The organism is Kribbella caucasensis (assembly GCF_004361855.1).
In the GTDB taxonomy this organism is placed as follows: domain Bacteria; phylum Actinomycetota; class Actinomycetes; order Propionibacteriales; family Kribbellaceae; genus Kribbella; species Kribbella caucasensis.
Genome location: NZ_SNWQ01000002.1, coordinates 301,648 through 322,054 on the forward strand (window position 1 = coordinate 301,648; position 20,407 = coordinate 322,054).

Sequence of the window (20,407 nt, forward strand, 5' to 3'; positions counted from 1 at the left end):
CGAAAGGCCCACCATGTCTGACAACCAAGGTATTTCCCGTCGCGGGTTCGTGCGGAACGGCGCCCTGCTCGGCGGTCTCGCCGCCCTCGGCGGCGCGCTGCCCGGTACGGCCGCCGCCGCGACGACCAGCTCGACCTCCGCCGTCCCGCGTGCGGGTGCGCGCTCCGCGGCCGGCATCGTCGACATCCCGAACAAGTACGGCAAGCCGTTCTCGGTGGCCGACGACGAGCTGTTCATCTTCGCCGTGAACTTCAAACCGTTCGAGCTCGGCGGTGACGACGCCGGCCGGGAGGCGTCCCGGTACTTCAACACCGTCTTCGGCGACGCGATCCGGGCCAAGTTCCCCGCTGTGAAGATCAAGTACGCCACCTGGGACTACCCGATCCGGTACGAGGACATCGCCAGGGCAGGCCGGGTGCCGGATCTGATCATCGAGGACCCGCGGACCCGGATCGACCGCGACCTGGAGCCGCTCGGCTGGGTCCAGGACATGACCTCGATGGTCCAGCAGGCCGGTATCGACCTGCCAGCGCTGAACCTGGGCTCGGTCGAGCTCGTCAAGTCACGTTCCGACGGCGGCTTGTACGGCGTACCGGTGTTCATCGACGAGCACGTGCTGCTCTACAACAAGCTGATCTTCGACAAGTTCGGGGTCCGGTACCCGCGGGTCGGGTCGACGTACGACGACATCTACAAGACCGCCAAGACGCTGACCCGGCAGGACGGCATCGACCACTACAAGGGGTTCATGCAGCACCCGGACAACTACCTGGCGCTGAACCAGCTCGGTCTGTACCCGTTCGTGCCCGGCAGCAGCGAGCAGCCGGTGCCCGAGGACATCAAGGTCAACCTGACCACGGCGGACTGGAAGACGGTTGCCCACAACATCAACCGGTTCCTCCAGCTGCCCGGCAACACCTTCACCACGGTGGACGACTTCTTCAAGGGCGACATGAGTTTCCCGGGCCACCTGGCGATGGCGGTGCACACGCTGTCGAAGCTGAACGCGTATGCGCTCAACCCGCTGTACGTCGAGGAGGACGACGCGGAGGACTACGCCGAGTGGGCCAAGAGCGTGAAGATCGGCGTCACCTCGATGCCCGTGCTGTCCCGCGGCTCCACCGCGATCTACCAGCCGAATGCCCGCGCCGCCTTCATCCCGCCGCAGTCGGCGCACAAGGAGGCGTCGCTCGAGATCATCAAGTACCTGGTCTCGGAGGAGATCCAGACCCGGATCTCGTCGTACGGCGTCAAGGCCGTACTGCAGACGGACGCGGTGGTGAACGCGTTCGGTACGGCGATCCCGCAACTGCAGGGCATCGACACATCGGCTGTGTACTGGGGTGACAACGCCGTGGTGAAGAACTACCAGAACACCGAGTACTGGGACATCCCGCTCTACAAGGTGTTCCGCCAGCACGTGCTCAAAGACGGCATGGACGTCGACTCGTCCCTGCAGGTCGCCGAGCAGCTTGACATCCCCAACTACATCAAGGCGCAGGCCGCCGCCGGGCTCACATGGTGACGTCTCCAGACTCCGGCACGGCCGTCGACCCCCGATTCGACGGCCGGCTCCGGCCGGAGGCCGAGCCGGGCGTGCAGACAGCCTTGCTGCCGACCCTGCACCCCGGTGACAGCCACGCCGCCACCCTCGTCGAGACGCCTGCGGGCGACCTGCTCTGTGCTTGGTTCAACGGTCCTGGCGAGGGTGAGCCGGAGACCAGCATCGTCCTGTCCCGGTTCGCCGCCGGCTCTTCCTCGTGGTCCGTCCCCGAGCCCATGTCCGCGGATCCGGAGCGATCGGAGCAGAACCCGCTGCTGTTCGTGCTGCCGTCGGGTGAGGTCTGGCTGCTGCACACCTCCAACGAGCCGCACGACCAGAGCACCTCGCGGGTGCTCCGCCGGGTGTCGCGCGACGGCGGGCTCAGCTGGGGGCCGAGCGACGTACTGTTCGATCGTCCGGGGAGCTTCATCCGGAACCCGCTCGTTGTCCTGAGCAACGGTGACTGGCTGCTGCCGGCGTACGACTGTGACAAGAACGGTGAGACCACGGTCGTCCAGCTGAGCTCGGACAGCGGTCGCACCTGGACGGCGGGTGAGCTGCCCGAGGGAGTCGGACAGGTCCAGTTGACTGCGGTCGAACTCGCGCCGGGTGAGCTGCTCGGGTACTTCCGCAGCCGGGCCGCGGACCGGATCCACCGCTCGGTCTCGAAGGACAGCGGCCGGACCTGGTCGGCGCCTGAGCGGACAGCGCTGCCGAACAACAACTCCGCCGTCCAACTGCTCCGGCTGGCCGACGGACGGCTCGTCCTCGTCTTCAACGACTCGTCGGCAGAGCGGGACCAGTTCCGGTGGGTTCCGGACGGCAAGGGCGGCATACGGCGGAAGACGCTGCGGACCCCGCTCACGCTGGCTCTGTCAGAGGACGACGGTGCGACCTGGCCGTACTGGCGGAACCTGCAGGTGCAGGACGAGGAGTATCGCGACAACGAGTTCGGCTACTCGTACCCGACGCTGCTGCAGACGCGCGACGGCCGGCTGCACGTCGCGTACTCGTACCTGCGCAAGACGATCAAGCACGTGATCCTCTCGCCGGAGTGGATCGAGGCGGGAGACCGACTGCCATGAGCAGTGTTGAATTGCTTCCCCTCCCCACCGCCCCGGTCGAGCGGTGGGGAGTGCATGAAGTCACCTGGACCGGACCATCGGACGGCAATCCGTTCGCCGACGTCGCGCTGCGGGTCGCCTACCGGTACCGGAACCGGGTGGTCACGGTAGACGGCTTCTACGACGGCGATGGCGTCTACCGGGCCCGGTTCATGCCGGATCGGGTCGGCCGGTGGGAGTACGTCACGAGCAGCTCCGCACCAGAACTAGACGGTCATCGCGGCTCGTTCGAGTGTGTCGCGCCCGGCCCGGGGAACCACGGGCCGGTCGGGGTGCACGGCGCTCACCACTTCGCGTACGCCGACGGCACCCGGTACGACTGCATCGGGACGACGTGCTACCACTGGACCTACGAGTCCAAGGAGATCCAGGAACTCACTCTCGCGTCGTTGCGTTCGGCACCTTTCGACAAGATGCGGATGTGCCTGCTGCCGACCGACGGCATGCGGCCGGAGCGGCTGCCGTTCGTGGGGTCGGCGCCCGGCTCGGTTGATGTCGGTCGCTTCGATCCCGCGTTCTTCCAGCACTTCGAGGCGCGGATCGCAGATCTGCTCGAACTGGGGATCCAGGCCGATCTGATCCTCTTCCACCCCTATGACCGGGGGGTGTGGGGGTTCGACCGGATGACGCCGGACGAGGATGCGGCGTACCTGCGTTACGTGGTCGCGCGGCTGGCGGCGTACCGGAATGTCTGGTGGTCGTTGTCGAACGAGTACGACTTCAATCGGGAGAAGACGATCGCGGACTGGGACCGGCTGCTGCAGCTGGTCCAGCGGTTCGACCCGTACCAGCGGCTGCGGTCGATCCACAACGGCACCAAGATGTACGAGGTCTTCACGCCGTACGACTTCAGCAAACCGTGGATCACCCACCAGAGCGTGCAGCACTGGGACGGTGCCGAGGTCGCCGCGTGGCGGGCCTGCCCGAAGCCGGTGGTGATCGACGAGATCGGCTACGAGGGCAATGCCGGCCGCCGCTGGGGCAACCTCACCGCCGACGAACTGGTGCACCGCTTCTGGCAGGGGATGACGCTGGGCGGGTACGTCGGTCATGGCGAGTCCTTCGTCGATCGCGAGACCCGGGCGTGGATCTCGGTCGGCGGACGCTTGTACGGCGAGAGCCCAGCACGTCTCGCCTTCCTGCGCGACGTGATGGCGGGTCTGCCGCGACTCCCTGATGGCGATGTGGACCCTGACCGGTGTGTCGTGCACTACCTGGGCGACCGCCGGCCGTCGGCTGTCGAGCTGGACCTGCCCGTCGGTCCGCCGTACAGCTTCGAGCTGATCGACACGGTCGCGATGACCATCACACCGCTCCCGACCGCCTACTCCGGGCGTTGCCGCATACCCCTCCCTGCGCGTCCGTACCTAGCCCTGCGAGGAACCCGATGACCGAGGTAGAGCGATGGGCTGTCTTCGAACGGGCTGTAGACGGCGGTCCGGCCGTAGTCGAGTTCCGCCATGAGTCGGGCGAGGGGGCGTACGTCGAGTCCTTCACTGACGCCGACCGACAGATGCTGCGCTTCATGCCGGACCTCGAGGGTTCCTGGCACTACACGCTGGCCGGCGAGGCGCACTCGTTCGTGTGTACACCGCCGACGACTCGCGGCCCGGTACGAAGGGTCGGCAGCGGTTTGCGGTGGGCCGACTGTACGCCATACCACCCTCTGACCACCACGTGGTTCGGGTCAGCGGACAACTGGTCCGAAGCATGCCGGGCGCTGGCTGCCTCGCCGTTCAGCCGCGTCCGGCTTCGCGCACTGCCTTCGATGCTGGATCGCTTGGACGCCCAGGTCCAGGACCTGCTCGCGGTCGAAGTAGGCGCTGAGATCCTCATCCCTGCAGGCGATGCAGCTGTCATCCGCGAGCTCGTCAACCGGCTGGCCGCCTACCGCAACGTGACGTGGTGCCTCGATGCTGCCGGCGACGTGCGTGCTCTGGCGGAGCTGATCGCGGAGTGCGACTCCAGTCGGCACCTGATCTCCGTACACGCGGCCGTCGACCCGGGCGTGCCTTGGCTGACCCATCTCAGCGTTCCGCTGGAGAACCTGCGTGGCGTTTCGGCGCTGCGACGCGACTACGGCAAACCAGTGCACGTGGACGCCTGCGGGTATGAGGGCGACGGCTCCACACCAGCGACCAGCCTCACCGGCCAGGAGATGCTCACCCGGATCTGGGAGGGAACGGTCCGCGGCGCACACGTGGCACACGGGGAGTGGTACGTCGACAGAGACGGCGGACCGTGGTCGGGTGGGGGAGCGCGGCCGACCGGTGTGGTCGCGCAGCGGTTGCGGCTACTGCGTGAGGTTTTGGACGAACTGCCTGATGGTGTGGAGCCGATCGACGACTACCGCGACGCTCCGACGCTCGCCGTACCTGGCAGCTACTACCTGCAGTACCTCGGCGAGCACCGATTTCCCGAGCGCACCTTCAGCCTGCCGGCCGGGACCTACCAGGTGGAGGTCCTGGACGTCTGGAACCACAGCGTCCGCCGTACTCACCAGACAGTCGGCGACACCCTCACCGTCCGCCTGCCCGGAACCCAGTACCAGGCCATCCAGATCCGCAGGACCACCTGATGCCCGCCCTCACCTCAGGCCGTCGCACAGCCGAACTCCGCCGAACCCCCAGTGAAGTCGTGCTCCGCCTCGGACTGGATGGCACGACGTACGTCGAGCGGCCAGTAGCTGACCTGTTGACGTGCTCGGCTGGTCGGCCGTGGCAACCGAATGCGATGCAGCCCGACGGTTGGTGGATCTCCCGCCGGCCCGGCGAGCACCGTGCCGGCTGCCGGACCGGACCGGTCGCTGTGGAGATTCGCCTGTCGTTTGACGCGGCGGACCGCTTGAACCTCGAGCTTCGCTGGCGGAACACGGGGCAACGCAGGCTGGGTGACCTTGCTGTGGGTCTGCTGCTCGATATCGGCCGGCTCACCGACTGTCAGATCACCCTGCCCGGCCTGATCTACAACGACAACCCGTCCGCGGACCCGGCCCGCGCCGTACCCCGGATCGGCCCAGCGCCCGGCGGAGGCTTCATCGCCGAGGAGGATCGCCTGCCGATTCCCGGGGTGAACCTGGAATGGCGATCCGGCCGCGAGCGCCGCTGGCTGAGCGTCTTCTCCCGCCCGGCCCAGCGCCGTTCGGCCGACGGACTCGTTCGGTACGGCTCGCTCGGTCTCATCCGTCGCGAAGGACCCGTTGTCGCGGCGCTGAGCGGCGTACTGATGTTCGACGGCAAACAGGACGTGCGCTACGTCAGCAAGGCCGAAACCGAGTCCACGGATGACGGGTATCTGACGCTGTTGCCGGGTGAGGTGTACGCGCAGCAGTTGGTCCTCGACTGGGGGCCGCAGGAGCATCGCGGGCACGCGTTTCGGCACCTCGTCCGCACTGGGCGCTCGCTCTTCATTGATCCCGGTGCACATCCGCTCGAGCTGGACGAGATCATCGCTCGCAAGACCGTTGCGCTGGACAACCGTTGGTACCGCGATGGGACTGTGGCCGGCTACACCAAGTTCAGCGATGTCACCGGCAACGGTCCGGTCAAGGCGCGACACTTCCTCTACGGCTGGACCGGTCAGGCGCTGAAGCTCGCCTGGTGCGACGCGTGGCTCGGCTTCGAGTCAGGCGACCGGGTGCGGATCGACCGGTGCCGCGCAGCCGTCGAGTTCTACCTGGCCGGGAGTTCGACGCGGACGCCCGGTCTGCGGCACAACGCTTACCAGGTCGGCAGCCGGCGCTGGACCAGCTTCCGCTCCGGCGGCCGTGCGATGGTCTCCAGCCGCGCGTACGGCGAGACGGTTGCGGACCTCGCCGACATCATCGCGTTGTTCCACTCGAACGGTGAACCGGTGCCGCCGTCCTGGCCGGACGCGCTGGTCGCTTCGTTGAAGTTCCTCCGTACGGCGTTGCTTCCGGACGGCACGTTCCCGATCGGCTGGCGACTGGACGGCACGCCTGTGTCCACCGCGCTCTCGGCGGCCGGCATCCCGTGCGTACTCGCCGCCCTGAAGGCGTCCGCCGTACTGGACGACTCCTGGCTGTTGTCCGAGGCAACAACGTGGCTGACGCGGTATCACGGCCAGCACGCGCGGACCTTCGACCGTCCGTTCGCACGGGGGACACTGGACGCGGCCTGCGAGGACAAAGAAGCCGGGCTGTACTACTTCCTCGCGGCGTACGAACTCTTCCGGCTCACCGGCGACGACCTGTACGCCTCGTGGGCCGAGGTCGCCGCGGACTGGCTGCTCACCTGGGTCTACGTCTGGTCCCCCGAACAGGACCTCGACGCACCCCTGAGCGCCGTCGGGTTCAACGCGATCGGCTGGCCGATGGTGAGTGTACAGAACCACCATCTGGACGTGTCCTTCCCGACCTACGAACTACTGGAGTTCGGCACCGTGACCAGCCGGCCCGCGTACGTCGCCGCCGCCGAGACAGCCGTGAACGCCATGGGCCAAGGCATCTGCGGCGCGCCGGGCGACTGGGACTTCCAGATCGTCGGCGAACAGGGCGAGGCCGTCTTCCAGACCCACTGGCAACGCCGGGGCCACGCCAACACCTGGAACCCCTCCTGGGTCATCGCCGTCCCCCTCGCCAACGCCCTCCGCCTCCGCAAGGCCCCCGGATGACCTACCACCTCATCACGAAGTACGGCGCTCGGCCGGGCTCTGACTGCACGGCGGCAATCGATCGAGCCGTGCGGGCCTGTGAGCTGACCGGTGGGCGGGTGGTGGTGCCCTCCGGGGTGTTCCTGTCCGGTCCTACCAGGCTCCGGAGCAATGTCGAGTTGCACCTCGCGGCCGGGGCGACGCTGCGATTCGTCACCAACCCGGCGTCGTACCCGATCGTCCGGACCCGCTGGCAGGGCATCGAGTGCTTCTCTCACTCACCTCTGATCTACGCGTACGACGCGGTGAACGTCGCCGTCACCGGGACCGGGACACTGGATGGCGGCGCATCACCGGACACCTGGTGGCGGGACACGACGCCGGTCGGCGACTGGAACCGGCTGCTGCGGATGGTTCGCGACGATGTCCCGGTGGAGGAACGGATCTTCGAACCGGGGCACGGGTTCCGGCCCAGCTTCATCCAGCCGTACCAGTGCCGCCGGGTCCGGATCGAGGACGTCCGCATCATCAATGCCCCGATGTGGGTGGTCCACCCCGTGCTCAGCTCCGATGTCGTCGTCCGCGGCATCACAGTCGACAGCCGTGGCCCGAACAACGACGGCTGCAACCCCGACTCCTGCCGCGACGTCGTCATCAGCGGCTGTTCGTTCGACACCGGCGACGACTGCATCGCGATCAAGTCCGGCCGCGACGCCGACGGCCGCCGCGTCGGCCGGGCGTCCGAGAACATCGTGATCGAGAACTGCCGCTTCGGTACGGGCCATGGCGCCGTCACCATCGGCAGCGAAACCAGCGGCGGTATCCGCAACGTCATCGCCCGCGACCTCCACATCACCGGCCCCGCCGTCGACCACGCCCTCCGCCTCAAGACCAACTCCCACCGCGGCGGTCTGATCGAACACATCGAACTCCGCGACACGCAGGTCGACTCCGTCACCGGCACCGCCATCCTCGTGGACACCTGCCACGCCGACCCCGACACCACCGGCTCCCACCACCCCACCGTCCGCAACCTCACGATCACCGGCCTGCACGTCCACAAAGCCACCGCAACCCTAGAACTCCGCGACACCCCCCACGCCTCCATCCAAAACCTAACCCTCACCACCACAACCAACACACTCCGTACTCCTACGCACCACCTCCAAACCCCCGCAAAACAAGCCACCCAACCCCAAGCCTGAGACCTAGACCCCGTGCCCGCACGTTCCGCGCTGCCCAATGCACTCCGTTGCCACTGCGCCGTGCCCTCGCGGGTCCGAGCCTGTCGCCAAGCGCAATTACTTCCGGATTGCCGCCCTTGTCCACAACCTTGCTGGGTTGTGGACAACTCGAGATTCCAGATCCCTTTGAAAATAAGGGGTTCTGGGTTTGAGAACTGTCGGTTGGTGTGTCTAGAGTTGTCGTCATGAGAGTCCTGGGTGAGCGGCCGGTGTGGTCGATGAGTGGCGGCGAGATGCTGTCGACTCTCGACGCGGTGAACGCTGAGATCGCCCGCCTGAAGACCTACGGTCTGCATCTCGTCGGCGGTCTCGAGGACACCGGTTACGCCAAGGAGATCGGCGCCCACGACACCGTTCGCCTGTTGACCTTCCGGTACCGCGTCGACAGCATCGAAGCACACCGCGACGTCCGCCTGGCCCGCGCCCTGCCCAAGTACCCGGCCGTCGCCGCGGCCCTGCCTGACACCACTTCGGCAACGTCGGCCGCCGACTTCGACACCACTGCCCATCCCGACGACACCGACCACACCAACGACACCGACGTCGATGGTGCTGCCGCGACTGATGGTGCTGCCGCCGATGGTGTCGCGGAGGAGGCGGCGGCCGGTGGCGCGGGTGGGCGGCCTCTGCACCCGGCCCAGGCGCAGGCGATCGTGTGGGCCCTGGAGCGTGTCGCGGCCAGGGTCCCGGTGGAACATCTCGCGGTGGCCGAGGAACAGTTGGTCGGCCTCGCCGCGCGCCTGTCGCCAGGACAGTTGCGCAAGGCAGGCAAGGAGATCGGCGACCTGTTGGACAGCGACGGTCCCGGACCCGACGAGGACAGGGCCTACAGCCGGGAGTCCCTGACCCTGTCCAACGCCGAGAACGGTGTGAAGTTCCGCGGGTTCCTGGCCAACGACAACGCCGAGCTCTTCCGCGCCCTGATCCACGCCGGGGCTCGGCCCCGCAAGACCGTCGACGGCGAACTCGACCCCCGCCCCCGCGAGAAGCGCCAGGCCGATGCCCTCACCAGCGCCCTGACCATCGCCGCCGCAGCCACCGACACCGGATACACCCCACCCACCAACACCGGCCGCGCCGCAGCCACCGCCCAGGCCGCGCCCACCGAGACCGGTGACGCCACCCCCACCGCCGACTCTGCTAGAGCGGCGACCGACACTGACTCCGCGGGCGCCACGCGCGACGCCGCCACGACCACCATTGACGGTCCCACCGCCGAGACCGGCGGACCTGCGGAGACCGGGGGAAGATCTGGTGGGCGGGTGCCGGGGTTTGGGGCGAAGGCGAACATCACCGTCACCATCGACTTCAACGACCTCAAGGCTGCCACCGCCGACGCCACCGGCCAACTCGTGTACGGCGACGCCCTGTCCGCGGCCGCGATCCGCCGGCTGGCCTGCGACGCCGCGATCCTCCCGCTCGTCCTCGGCTCGAACTCCGAACCACTCGACGTCGGCCGCTCCGAACGCCTGGTCAACCGCGCCATGCGTCGCGCCCTGAACGCCCGGGACAAAGGCTGCGTCGTTTGCGGCGCACCACCCATCCAGTGCGACGCCCACCACCTCCGCTCGTGGATCGACGGCGGCCTCACCGCCATCTCCAACCTCGTGCTGCTGTGCAAACGGCATCACATCGACCTGCACGCCGGCCACTGGACCATCACCATCACCAACGGCACGGTCCACGTCTCGCGGCCCACCTGGGCCGACCCACCACCCGTAACCCGCCGCGCCGCTCAAGGGCACCCGCCTGCCCACGCCCGAGCCGACGCGTCATCACCGAACGGCGACGCAACCAGGCCGGATGCGAACGGTGCCGCACCATGTCCCACGCCGAATCAGTGGGCCAACGAGCCCGCCGCCTCAGAACAGTCCCTCAACAAGGCCGACGAAACCAGCGGGAGTGAATCCATTCGCCCCGACCCGTGGCATGAGCCCGCGGCCTCAGGCGAAGGTCCCCGCTCGTGGTGGCAGGACGACGAGGCCGCTCGCCAGGAAGCAGTTCGCTTCGCCGTCTGGGGTGACGAATCGACGCCTGCTGCGCCCGAGAAGTCCGGCCGCCGTGGCAGACCTGTTGATCCCGCTGAAGCGGCTGGCTTCAATCCCGTCGATCCGTGGGGCGATGCCAGCGTCCCAAGCGACACCGCAGATCTCGCCTCACGTGCCGCGCCGTAGACGAGGGCACCACACCAACCTACCTGTCGGTCCCAGCCTCGCTGCACACAGCTGTGTCCGTCTGGGCTAGGTGCGTGGGCTCGCTCGTTGTGGTGGTGATGCGAGGGGCGCTATGGCGCCGACCGGATCTGAACCGAGTGCGATCGTTGGCGGTTCAGGTCGTGCGGAAGGTTTCGAAGAGGGTTGGGAGGCCGATCTGGCCGCCTTTGAGTAGGACGTGGAGGCCGTTGACGGTGGAGTCCGGGCTGCTGGCTTGGCAGAGGGCGGTGCCTGGGCCAAGGTGATCGGGCGTTGGGAGTAGTTCGAGGGTGGTGGCTCCGAGGTTGCGGACTATGCGTCCGGATGTGTCCCCACCGGCGACGATCAGCCGGCGGACGCCGGTGTCCCGGACGACCTCACGCACTACGACGGCCAGGGCATCACCGAGGGAACCGACCAGGTCGTGAGCTGGACTGTGGAGCTGGTCCGGCTCGTAGGCCGGGTGGTCGCTGTGTCCGCCCGGGTGTAGTGCGGGCTCTGTCTGTTCGGCGGGCTCGGTGGATTTGCCTGTGCGTACGACGACGCCGGTGTGTATGACGACGCCGGTGTGTATGACGACGCCGGGGGCGCCGTCGCGAAGGGCGGCCACAGCGGCGCGGTGCGCGGTGGTGGGGTCGCGCAGTTCCACGGCCAACCAGCCTGCGCTCACGGCGTACGCGATCTGCTCCCTCGTGCGACTCGACTGGCTGCCTGACACAACCAGGACCTGCGGGCTGTCTGGAGCATGTTCCGACGACCGGTGCGCCGAGGCTGGCCAGTGCCGCACCGTCGGCGTGCTGCCCGCGTCGCTGGGCGGGTAAGGCCTGGTAGACGGGGCTGCTGGCGTGAGATTCATCGCCAGGGCGCGGGACAGTCCGCCGGAGCCGACGGCGAAGAACGGGCGGCCGTTGCTGGATGCAACGAGCGTTCGGCCCAGCAGCCGGAGGTCGGCGTCGGTCAGCGTATCAAGGACCACCACGTCGTCGGACGACCGAGCACGGCCGTCGGGGAGGTCGGTGTACGACTGGGCATAGTGGTCGGGGAGCTCGGCGTACGACGTGAGGTGCAGCGCGCCGATCCGGAGGTCGGTCTGGGCGGCGAGGTGGACGCGGAGATCGGCTTCGGTCATGGGGGTGGCGGGGTGATTCGCCATGGTGGGTTGGCGGTCCAGGCGGTGGATCGCGTCGGCTTCGGCGGCGAAGTGGTGACTGAACACGGTGTAGCGACCGAGCTCCGGTTGGGCGGCGAGTACTGGCACGACGGCGGGGCCGAAGACGGATCGGCCGACCTCGAGAGCGCGGCCGATGCTGCCGAGCTGGGGTGACGAGTCGGCTGTCGAGCAGATCTTGTACTGGACGACGCGGGGTTTCAGGTCACGCAGGGCGGTAAGAATCGGCCGGATCTCCGCCTCTTGCTCGTCGGGAGCCAGCGACCGTGCGATACCTGCTACTCCGATGACGTCGTACTGGGTTGCCAGGTCGCGTAGTTCGCCTGTCGGTGGGAGGTCGACCAGTAGGACCGCCCGCAACCCGCACCGCTCGAACTGCAGCAGCGCATCGGTCGACCCGGTGAAGTCGTCCCCGTAGAACGCAGCTTCAAGCACGGTCCGCTCCCGCCACCCGCGCCACGACTGCGCGGCGGACGTCCGCGTGCGCGCGCTCAGCCATGACCTCCTCCGAAGGTCTCGATCGCGCGCCTCAGTGTGGGTTCCTTTTGCGCAGCCGCGTCCAGATCTCCGCCCTCGACGGCGCATTGCCAGGCGGTCCGCATCGCGGTGACGCCAGCACCCGGCCCGTCGGGATGTCCGTGTATACCACCGCCCGCGAGCACCAGCAGGTCCGTCGTACCTGTCTGCCGGTACGTGTCCGGCGCCAATCCGGCCCATTGGCCCGACGACAGCACCGGCAACGTCTCGTACCCGCCCAGCAGCGGCCGGCGTACCGCCGTGATCGAGCGCAGGACCTCCTCGTCGGTCTCGTAGAACTTGTTGGACAAGCCGTTCGTGTGCAGGTGATCGGCGCCTGCGAGCCGCGCCAGTTTCGACCAGGCGACGAAGTCGATCCCCAACCCTGGCGCTCTGGTGAACACCCCGGTCATCGCGCGATGTCCATGGATCGGCAGCTCACATCGCTCACGCAACCACGCGAGGCCCGCGAGGCCGACCAGGTTCACGCACACCATCACGCAGGTACCGCCGGCTGCGCGGACCAGGTCATGGTTGGCCGCCATGCGGTCCAGGTCGTCGGTGATGTTGAACGCGTACATCGGCCGTCGCCCGGTCCGTGCGGCGGTTTGGTCGAGTTCCTCGGTGACGACTGCGACCCGGTCGGCGAGCGGTGAGTGGGGTGGATCGCCCATCAGTTCGTCGTCCTTGATGAAGTCGATCCCCGCCTCGGCGAGCTCGCGGACGACGATCCGCAGTTCGTCGACCGGCAACCCGATGCTGGGTTTCACGATCGTCCCCAGCAACACACCGTCCGGTCGGCTCAACAGTTCGCGCGTACCGGTCACGCCGTACCGCGGGCCTGGATAGCGGTCGGCGAAGGCGGACGGTAGGTCGAGATCCAGCAGTCGGATGCCGGCCAGTTGCCTCAATTCGAAGAGGTTCCCCGCGACGGCTGCCAGTAGGTTCGGCAGGGACGGTCCGAAGTTGTCCAACCCGAACGCGATCCGCACCCGACCGCTCCGGCGCCTCGCACCTGACGGCCGGATCACCCCCGGGAGATCGCCATGATCAGGCGACGGCAGTTCCTCGACCATGAGCACCCGGGCAGCGAATCGTTCCCGTAGCTCGGCGGTCTCCCGCGCCACCGCGACGAACGTCCCCGTCGACTGTTCACCCGCGATGACCTCGGCCGCGTCTTCCAGTGGCAGGTAACTCTCGACCAGGTAGGTTGCCACGACCTCGGGGCGGGCGGTCATCGGGTCGGATCTATCTGGATCTTGAGATGGTCCGCGCCGGCGTCGATCGCGTTCAGCACCTCGGGCGTCCGGTCCAGCGCGACCACGTCGGTGATGTACGGCCGGACGTCCAGCACCCGATCGTTGACCAATCGAGCCGCAGCCCGGAAGTCCGCCGGTGTGTAGATCGTCGACCCCTGGATCCTGATCTCCTTCAGCACCACCGGATTCAGGTCGACAGTCAGCCGGCCGGCGAACATCGGAAGCAGCACCACGGTCCCGCGCGGCCGGCACAGTGCGAACGCCTCCGCCAGGCAACCCGGATGACCGGATGCCACCACGACGACATCGAACCCATCGCCGCAGATCGAGGCACCGACCGCCGGCAGATCATCGGACAACGGATCCACCACCTGGGAGACGCCCTGTTGCGCAAGGAAGGATCGGTTGTACGCCTTCACGTCGCTCACCAGCACGGTCGAGGCCCCGCGGATCTGGCTCACTGCGGCGACCAGGCTCCCGATCGGACCCCCGCCAAGCACCGCCACCGAGTCGCCGGCCGTCACCGCACCACCACTGGTGCAGTGCCACGCCACGGCCAACGGCTCGATCAGGGCGCCCTCGTCGTACCCGATCCCGTCGGCCAGCGGGACCAACACCCGCGCAGGTGCGGCGAAGTACTCGCTGAGCATCCCCGGCCATCCGCCACCCGGCACCCGCTTCGCAGCGCAGAGATGTGGATGCCCGGCCTCGCAGCGGGTGCACTCCCAGCACGACAGCGCAGGCAGTACGGCGACGCGATCGCCCACGCTGCAGGCCGGATCGGCCGATGAGACCACCTCGCCCGCACCCTCGTGACCCAGCACGACCGGTGGTTTTCGGAACGGATGATGCCCACGCCACGTGTGCAGATCCGAACCGCACAACCCGACCGCGCGCATCCTGAGCAGCACGCCGTCCTCCGGGGCAGGGTCCGGTACGTCGACGACCGAAACCTGCCGCGGCTCCTGAAGCACAGCTGCCCTCATATCGACCTCCTTCGATCGGCTCCCGCCAGTCTCCGCCTGCAAACGTCAAGAAAACAAGGCCGATCGGCCAACCTGTGGATGGAGCGTTGACATCGCCCGCTCCAAGGGTAAAGGTTTTCCTCATGGCGACGATTCCGGCGACCCTGCTGCTCGAGGAGCGGGCCGCGCTGGCGATGAACGCGGTGACCGGCCTGGCCGACGAGCACCTGGACGGCATCCCGTTCTTCAGCGCGAACCTGCTGGCCCGCCCTGCCCGGCTCGACCACGGCGACTGGGACTACGGCTCCAGCCATGGCCGGCTGACCGACGCGTTCCTGCTCGCGCAACAGATGACGGGCGGGAAGAACTGGGAGCCACACTGGGAGAAGGTCGCCGACCGCTACCGGCAGACCCTGTTCGACCTGCTGCACGAAGACGGCCTCACCTACCGCCGCGAGCACCCACGTGGTCACTGGAAGGCGAACGCCAACCTGATCGACCAGCGCGCGACCCTGCTCGCCCTGACCACGACAGTCGTTGCGACCGGCGATGCCAAAGCCCAAGCAGCCGCAGACAAGCAGGTCGAGGCGCTGAAGCGGATCGCCATCAAGGAACGCGACGTCTGGTTCTACCCCGCCTCGGAGTACACGACCGACGGCTGGCCATCCGCCAACGCGATCGACCTCCACCTCGCGCCCGACCCGGCGTCGTTCTCCGGTCGCCTGATCATGCCGCTTCTGCGCTACCACCAGGCGACCGGCAACTCCGACGCCCTGGAGCTCTGCGAGTGGTTCGCCCGGCTCATCGTCGACAAGAGCGGTGTCTACCTCCCGGACGGCAGCTTCAACCCTGCCCGCGCCTACCGCAGCGGTCACTTCCACACGCGCGTCGGCACGCTGGAAGGCCTTGCGCGACTGGCCAGGCATACCGGTGACCACGGCCTGACCGAGTTCACCCGACGTAGCTACGACTGGGTGCTCACACAGGCCACCAGGTTCGGTTGGACCCCAGGTGATCTGGCCGACCAGCGCTACGAGCACGAGACCTGCTCACTGGTCGACCTCATCGGCCTCGGTACGACGCTCGCCGGCAGTGGACTCACGTCGTACTGGGCGGTGGTAGAGAGGTTCGTCCGCAACCACCTGGCCGCGTCGCAGTTGCGGGACCTGAGCTGGGTGGAGTCCGCCCCGGACCGGTCGGGGGACGAGGTGGGCTGGCGGACGTACGTTGATGTGGGAGAGCGCGTGCTCGGTGCCTTCTGCGGGTACGGCGCTCCGAACGACTACGTCTCCGACGTACCACTGGGTCGCGGGCACACCAATGACGTCCAGGCGTGCTGTGTCGGCTCCGGCGTACGTGGACTGTTCTGGGCGTGGAACAGCATCGTCACCGGCGACAGCGCGCTGACCCGCGTCAACCTGCTGCTCACTCGCGCACACCGCACAGTCGACGTGCTGAGCCACTTACCGGTCGAAGGCAAGGTGGAGCTGCTCATCAACGAGCCGGTCGACGAGTTGCGCGTCCGAGTGCCGGAGTGGGCCGGGTATGCACGACTGACGCTGCGCCGGGGCGATGAGGAGCGCACCGGTGCGGAGCGGATCTGGGCGCCCGACGGCTACCTGTCCATCCCGAAGCCGCAGCCGGGAGAGCGGATCGTGGTGACCTTCCCGATGGTCGGGCAGACCACCACCGAACTCGCTGCCGGCCACGAGTTCCGGACTACCTGGCGTGGCGATGACGTGATCGCGATCGACCCACCCGGCAAGTCCCGGCCCATGTACGGCGGCCGCCCGGAACACGCCGGTGGTCTGCGTGACTACGAGCTCCACCGACCCGAGACGGAGTGGTCCTGGTGACAACCTGGGTGCTGACAGATCAACCGAGTGCTCCGGCGCTGACGCCGTACGACTTGCGCTGTGAGCACCTGGTCGCGCCGCTCGGTATCGGGACCGACCGGCCGCGGTTGAGCTGGCGGCTGGCGTCTCCGGTGCGTGGTGACCGGCAGGACGCGTTCCGGGTCCGGCTCCAGCGTGACGACGTACAGGTGTGGGACAGCGGGTGGCGGACCGAGGAGCAGACGTACGTCGACCACGGCGGTGCACCGCTGACGTCGCTCACCGACTACGTGTGGCGATTGGAGGTTCGTGACGCGGCCGGGAAGGTGTGTGAGGCGTCGACGACGTTTGCCACCGGCATCTTCCACCCGGAGGAGTGGCAGGCGCGCTGGATCGAGCACGACTACGACACCGATCCGTACTTCGAACCACCGGTCGACCGCAAAGAGCCACGCTCGGAGCGCTCAGCCACGCTGGCCGCACCGCGCTACTACCGCCGGTCCTTCGAGCTCGCCAAGCCAGTCGCCAGAGCACGCGTCTATGCGACCGCCCACGGGCTCTACCAGCTGAATGCCAACGGTCAGAGAGTCGGAATGGACGAGCTGACTCCCGGCTGGACCGACTACCGCTACCGGCTGGCCTACCAGACGTACGACGTCGGTGACCTGCTCCGCGAGGGTGAGAACGTGCTGGGCGCTGTGCTCGGTGAGGGCTGGTGGTCCGGGTACGTCGGCTGGGACACGCGTAGCCAGGCACACCACTACGGCAAGAAGCCCCAACTGCTCGCACAACTCGTCGTCGACCACGCAGACGGCTCGCGAACAGTGATCGCGACTGACAGCCGGTGGGTCGAGCGCACTGGTCCACTGCGGTTCGCGGACCTGTTGATGGGGGAGTCGTACGACGCCCGCCTCGAGCTGGGGGACTGGTCGAGTCCCGGGTACGACGCCACCGACTGGGCGCCGGCGGGTGACGTCGGAGCGGACCTGTCGACATTAGTTGCCGCCAGCGCCGAACCGGTCCGGGTGACGGAGGACCTCCCGGCGGTGAAGGTCGAGCCGCGAGACCCTGGTCGCTACATCGTCGACCTCGGCCAGAACATCGCCGGCCGGGTCCGGCTGCGCGTCCGCGGGGCGCAGAACGGTGACCGGATCAGGCTGCGGCACGGCGAGATGCTCGAGTCCGACGGCGAGCTGTACACCGCCAACCTCCGGACCGCCGACGCGACGGACTACTTCGTCAGCGCGGGTGGCGCGGAGGAGTACTTCGAGCCGATGTTCACCGTCCACGGGTTCAGGTACGTCGAGATCGACGGCTACCCGGGCGAGCTGACCACGGCTGACGTCACCGGCCGGGCGCTGCACTCGAACACTCCGGTCGCCGGCCGGTTCGAATGCTCCGATGCCGGCGTCAATCAGCTGCTGAGCAACATCCGCTGGGGGCAGCGCGGCAACTTCGTCAGCGTGCCGACCGATTGCCCGCAGCGCGACGAACGCCTCGGCTGGACCGCGGACGCACAGATCTTCCTGCCGACCGCGGCGTACCAGGCAGATGTCTTGACGTTCTTCGGCAACTGGCTCGGTGACCTCGCCGTCGCGCAGACGGACGAGGGCGCGATCCCCGACGTGATCCCGCACCTGATCACCGGGCGGCACGGCACGCCCGCCTGGGCCGATGCCGCGACCATCGTCCCGTGGACGCTGTACCGGACGTACGGCGACGAACGCGTACTGCGGCAGGCTTGGCCAACGATGCGACGGTGGGTGGATTACGTCCACCAGGCCAACCCGGACCTGATCTGGCGCAACCGGACCAGCGGCCATTACGGCGACTGGCTGCAGGTCGGCGTACGGACGGATCGCGATGTGCTGGCGACGGCGTACTTCGCTCGTAGTGCCGAGCTCACAGCCGCGGCGGCGCGGGTGATCGGGCTGGACGACGAAGCGACGGCGTACGGCGAACTCCGAGAGCGGATCGGGGCCGCGTTCGTGCGGGAGTTCGTGGATGCCGAGGGCAAGGTTCGCGGGGACACACAGACGGGGTACCTGTTGGCGTTGGCGTTCGGGCTGCTGCCGGACGAGTTCGAGCAGGCGGCGGTGAAGCACCTGGTCGCCGATCTCGAGCGGCGCGGCCGGTCGTTGACGACGGGGTTCGCCGGGGTGGCGCTGCTGTGTCCGATCCTGGCGAAGTACGGGCATGTCGAGTTGGCGTACGACCTGTTGCACGATGACCGGTATCCGTCCTGGGGCTACTCGATCCGGCACGGTGCGACCACGATCTGGGAGCGCTGGGACGGCTGGACGGAGGAGAACGGGTTCGGGCCGGTCGCGATGAACTCGTTCAACCACTACTCGCTCGGATCCGTCGGAGCCTGGCTGTACGGCGACGTCGCCGGCATCGATCAGGCTGAAGACTCGGTGGCGTTCCGGGAGTTGGTCATCAGGCCTCGCCCGGGTGGTCGGCTGACCTGGGCCGAGGGTGCTTACGACACACCGACCGGCAGAGTCTCCACCCGCTGGGAGATCGCCGACGGCACCTTCACCCTGGATGTGGTGATTCCGCCCGGCGCTACCGCAACCGTCCACGTGCCGACGAGTGATGCGGAGTCGGTTCGTGAGTCACGACAGTCGGTCGCCGAGCAGGATGGGGTCGAGCAACTGGAGTCGGCCGACCGCGCGTTGGTGTGCCGAGTGAGCTCGGGCCGCTACAGCTTCACAGCTCAGGCTTGAGAGGTACGGCGGCGGCGCGCAGCGCGGGCTGTGGAGGCTCGAACCACTAGTTCGCCGGTGAGGTGGATGGTGTTGGTGGGCGCCGTTGGGTTGAAGTGTTGCCAGGCCCGACGGCCCAGCTCGACGGTGGAGACGGCGTACGTGGTGAGGCCGGGGTCGATGTGAGCGCTCATCGGGGCGTCGTCGACACCGGCCACCGAGATGTCGTCGGGGACGGTGATGCCCAGCTCGCGGAGGCGGCTCAGAACGCCGACGGCCACGTGGTCGTTGAAGGCGATCAACGCGGTCGGGCGGTGCGTGAGCGCCTCATCGACCGCGCCGTACCCGTCGCGGAGGGATGAGCCACAGGGGACGCGGATGATGGTCTGGCCGGCAGCTTCGGCGGTCCGGAAGCCGCGCTGGCGTTGTTGGTCGGACCAGGCGTTGGGCGGACCCTCCAGGTAGACGATCCGCTTGTGGCCGAGCGACCCGAGGTGCTCACACAGCAGCCGTACGCCGTGGTGGTAGTCGACGACCACGGCTCCCACCGACGGATGCCGTAGTACCCGGTTGATCAGCACCAGCTTGCGGCCGGCCGCGGCGACCTCCTTCAGCCGCGGCGCGCTCATTCGTGGCGCGCACAGCAGCAGACCGTCGACCCAGCGGGCCAGCTCGATCGCCGAGCGGTACTCGCGCTCCGGGTCCTCGTCGGTCCCCGCGACCAGCGTGTGGTACCCGTCGGCAGCGGCCTCGGCCGAGATGCCCTTGAGGATCTCGGCGAAGTACGGGTTGCCGAGATCGGGTGCGACCACTCCGATCGTCCGGCTGCTGCCGCGCAACAACGTCTGGGCGGCCGGGTTCGGCCGGTAGCCGACCTCCTGGGCCGCGGCCCGGACCCGGTCGGCGACCTGGGCTGTGACCGGCTTGCCGCCGCTGAGTACCCGCGACACGGTCGCGGTCGAGACCTCGGCGAGCCGGGCCACGTCGTGGATCGTGGCCCGGCCGGCGCGATCGCTGGTCGCCGCGTGTCTATCGGATCGGTGCTGCCTCACCGGCTCATTGGATCACGCCCGCGGCCGATTCGCTGCCAGCACAGGCGTGTAAACCTTTTCCCGTTCTGCGGCAAGTTCTCCTCGGTGAGCTCTTGACGCGGGCCGATCGCGCTGCGACGGTAGCCGAGGAAAAGGATTACCCGCCCACCGCCCCGGGCTTCTCGGTACGGCGGTCCGCGCGAGGAGACCA

At 68.0% G+C, this 20,407-nt stretch carries 13 protein-coding genes; 9 read left to right on the forward strand and 4 right to left on the reverse strand.

Annotated elements, in window-relative coordinates:
- Positions 1-13 precede the first annotated feature (13 nt).
- The 7 genes from EV643_RS05575 (at position 14) to EV643_RS05605 (ending at position 10,696) form a co-directional block, all read left to right on the forward strand.
- Complete coding sequence (locus EV643_RS05575; RefSeq protein WP_166665327.1) at positions 14-1,525, forward strand: ABC transporter substrate-binding protein; 1,512 nt, start codon at positions 14-16, stop codon at positions 1,523-1,525.
- Positions 1,522-2,628, forward strand: a complete 1,107-nt coding sequence (locus tag EV643_RS05580; RefSeq protein WP_238165380.1) for a sialidase family protein — start codon at positions 1,522-1,524, stop codon at positions 2,626-2,628. The genes EV643_RS05575 and EV643_RS05580 overlap by 4 nt, the downstream gene beginning before the upstream one ends.
- Positions 2,625-4,058: a DUF5060 domain-containing protein gene (locus tag EV643_RS05585; RefSeq protein ID WP_133798871.1), complete on the forward strand. Its 1,434-nt coding sequence runs from the start codon at positions 2,625-2,627 to the stop codon at positions 4,056-4,058. The genes EV643_RS05580 and EV643_RS05585 overlap by 4 nt, the downstream gene beginning before the upstream one ends.
- The gene (locus EV643_RS05590) at positions 4,055-5,245 is read left to right on the forward strand and encodes a DUF5605 domain-containing protein (protein ID WP_133798872.1); all 1,191 of its coding nucleotides are present in this window, start codon (positions 4,055-4,057) and stop codon (positions 5,243-5,245) included. Before EV643_RS05585 ends, EV643_RS05590 begins: the two co-directional genes overlap by 4 nt.
- On the forward strand, positions 5,245-7,299 hold the full coding sequence (locus tag EV643_RS05595; protein ID WP_133798873.1) for a hypothetical protein: 2,055 nt from the start codon (positions 5,245-5,247) through the stop codon (positions 7,297-7,299). Before EV643_RS05590 ends, EV643_RS05595 begins: the two co-directional genes overlap by 1 nt.
- Positions 7,296-8,483: a glycoside hydrolase family 28 protein gene (locus EV643_RS05600; RefSeq protein ID WP_133798874.1), complete on the forward strand. Its 1,188-nt coding sequence runs from the start codon at positions 7,296-7,298 to the stop codon at positions 8,481-8,483. The genes EV643_RS05595 and EV643_RS05600 overlap by 4 nt, the downstream gene beginning before the upstream one ends.
- A gap of 224 nt (positions 8,484-8,707) precedes the next feature.
- On the forward strand, positions 8,708-10,696 hold the full coding sequence (locus EV643_RS05605; RefSeq protein WP_133798875.1) for an HNH endonuclease signature motif containing protein: 1,989 nt from the start codon (positions 8,708-8,710) through the stop codon (positions 10,694-10,696).
- Between the two features lie 154 nt (positions 10,697-10,850).
- Here the strand turns inward: EV643_RS05605 and EV643_RS05610 are convergent, their stop codons facing one another.
- The 3 genes from EV643_RS05610 to EV643_RS05620 are packed head-to-tail and all read right to left on the reverse strand — an operon-like array spanning position 10,851 to position 14,643.
- Entirely contained in the window at positions 10,851-12,317 is a 1,467-nt protein-coding gene (locus EV643_RS05610; protein WP_166665328.1) for a four-carbon acid sugar kinase family protein, read from the reverse strand.
- 56 nt (positions 12,318-12,373) lie between these two features.
- A complete protein-coding gene (locus EV643_RS05615; protein ID WP_133798877.1) occupies positions 12,374-13,636 on the reverse strand; it encodes a RuBisCO large subunit C-terminal-like domain-containing protein in 1,263 nt (420 codons plus the stop codon).
- A complete protein-coding gene (locus tag EV643_RS05620) occupies positions 13,633-14,643 on the reverse strand; it encodes a zinc-dependent alcohol dehydrogenase (RefSeq protein ID WP_133798878.1) in 1,011 nt (336 codons plus the stop codon). Before EV643_RS05620 ends, EV643_RS05615 begins: the two co-directional genes overlap by 4 nt.
- A gap of 122 nt (positions 14,644-14,765) precedes the next feature.
- On the opposite strand from EV643_RS05620, the gene EV643_RS05625 reads away from it, so the two are divergent.
- Positions 14,766-16,478: a glycoside hydrolase family 127 protein gene (locus tag EV643_RS05625; RefSeq protein WP_133798879.1), complete on the forward strand. Its 1,713-nt coding sequence runs from the start codon at positions 14,766-14,768 to the stop codon at positions 16,476-16,478.
- Positions 16,475-19,186, forward strand: coding sequence for a glycoside hydrolase family 78 protein (locus EV643_RS05630; protein WP_238165381.1), 2,712 nt, complete (start codon positions 16,475-16,477; stop codon positions 19,184-19,186). The genes EV643_RS05625 and EV643_RS05630 overlap by 4 nt, the downstream gene beginning before the upstream one ends.
- On the opposite strand, the gene EV643_RS05635 is transcribed toward EV643_RS05630, so the two are convergent.
- Complete coding sequence (locus EV643_RS05635; RefSeq protein WP_133798881.1) at positions 19,177-20,217, reverse strand: LacI family DNA-binding transcriptional regulator; 1,041 nt, start codon at positions 20,215-20,217, stop codon at positions 19,177-19,179. The genes EV643_RS05630 and EV643_RS05635 overlap by 10 nt on opposite strands.
- Positions 20,218-20,407: the final 190 nt, after the last annotated feature.

Excerpts from the sequence above, each read along its gene's own strand:
- EV643_RS05600 (WP_133798874.1), top strand. The coding sequence starts at position 7,296 with ATGACCTACCACCTCATCACGAAGTACGGCGCTCGGCCGGGCTCTGAC.
- EV643_RS05605 (WP_133798875.1), top strand. The coding sequence starts at position 8,708 with ATGAGAGTCCTGGGTGAGCGGCCGGTGTGGTCGATGAGTGGCGGCGAG.
- EV643_RS05625 (WP_133798879.1), top strand. The coding sequence starts at position 14,766 with ATGGCGACGATTCCGGCGACCCTGCTGCTCGAGGAGCGGGCCGCGCTG.
- EV643_RS05620 (WP_133798878.1), bottom strand. The coding sequence starts at position 14,643 with ATGAGGGCAGCTGTGCTTCAGGAGCCGCGGCAGGTTTCGGTCGTCGAC.
- EV643_RS05615 (WP_133798877.1), bottom strand. The coding sequence starts at position 13,636 with ATGACCGCCCGCCCCGAGGTCGTGGCAACCTACCTGGTCGAGAGTTAC.
- EV643_RS05585 (WP_133798871.1), top strand. The coding sequence starts at position 2,625 with ATGAGCAGTGTTGAATTGCTTCCCCTCCCCACCGCCCCGGTCGAGCGG.
- EV643_RS05575 (WP_166665327.1), top strand. The coding sequence starts at position 14 with ATGTCTGACAACCAAGGTATTTCCCGTCGCGGGTTCGTGCGGAACGGC.
- EV643_RS05595 (WP_133798873.1), top strand. The coding sequence starts at position 5,245 with ATGCCCGCCCTCACCTCAGGCCGTCGCACAGCCGAACTCCGCCGAACC.
- EV643_RS05590 (WP_133798872.1), top strand. The coding sequence starts at position 4,055 with ATGACCGAGGTAGAGCGATGGGCTGTCTTCGAACGGGCTGTAGACGGC.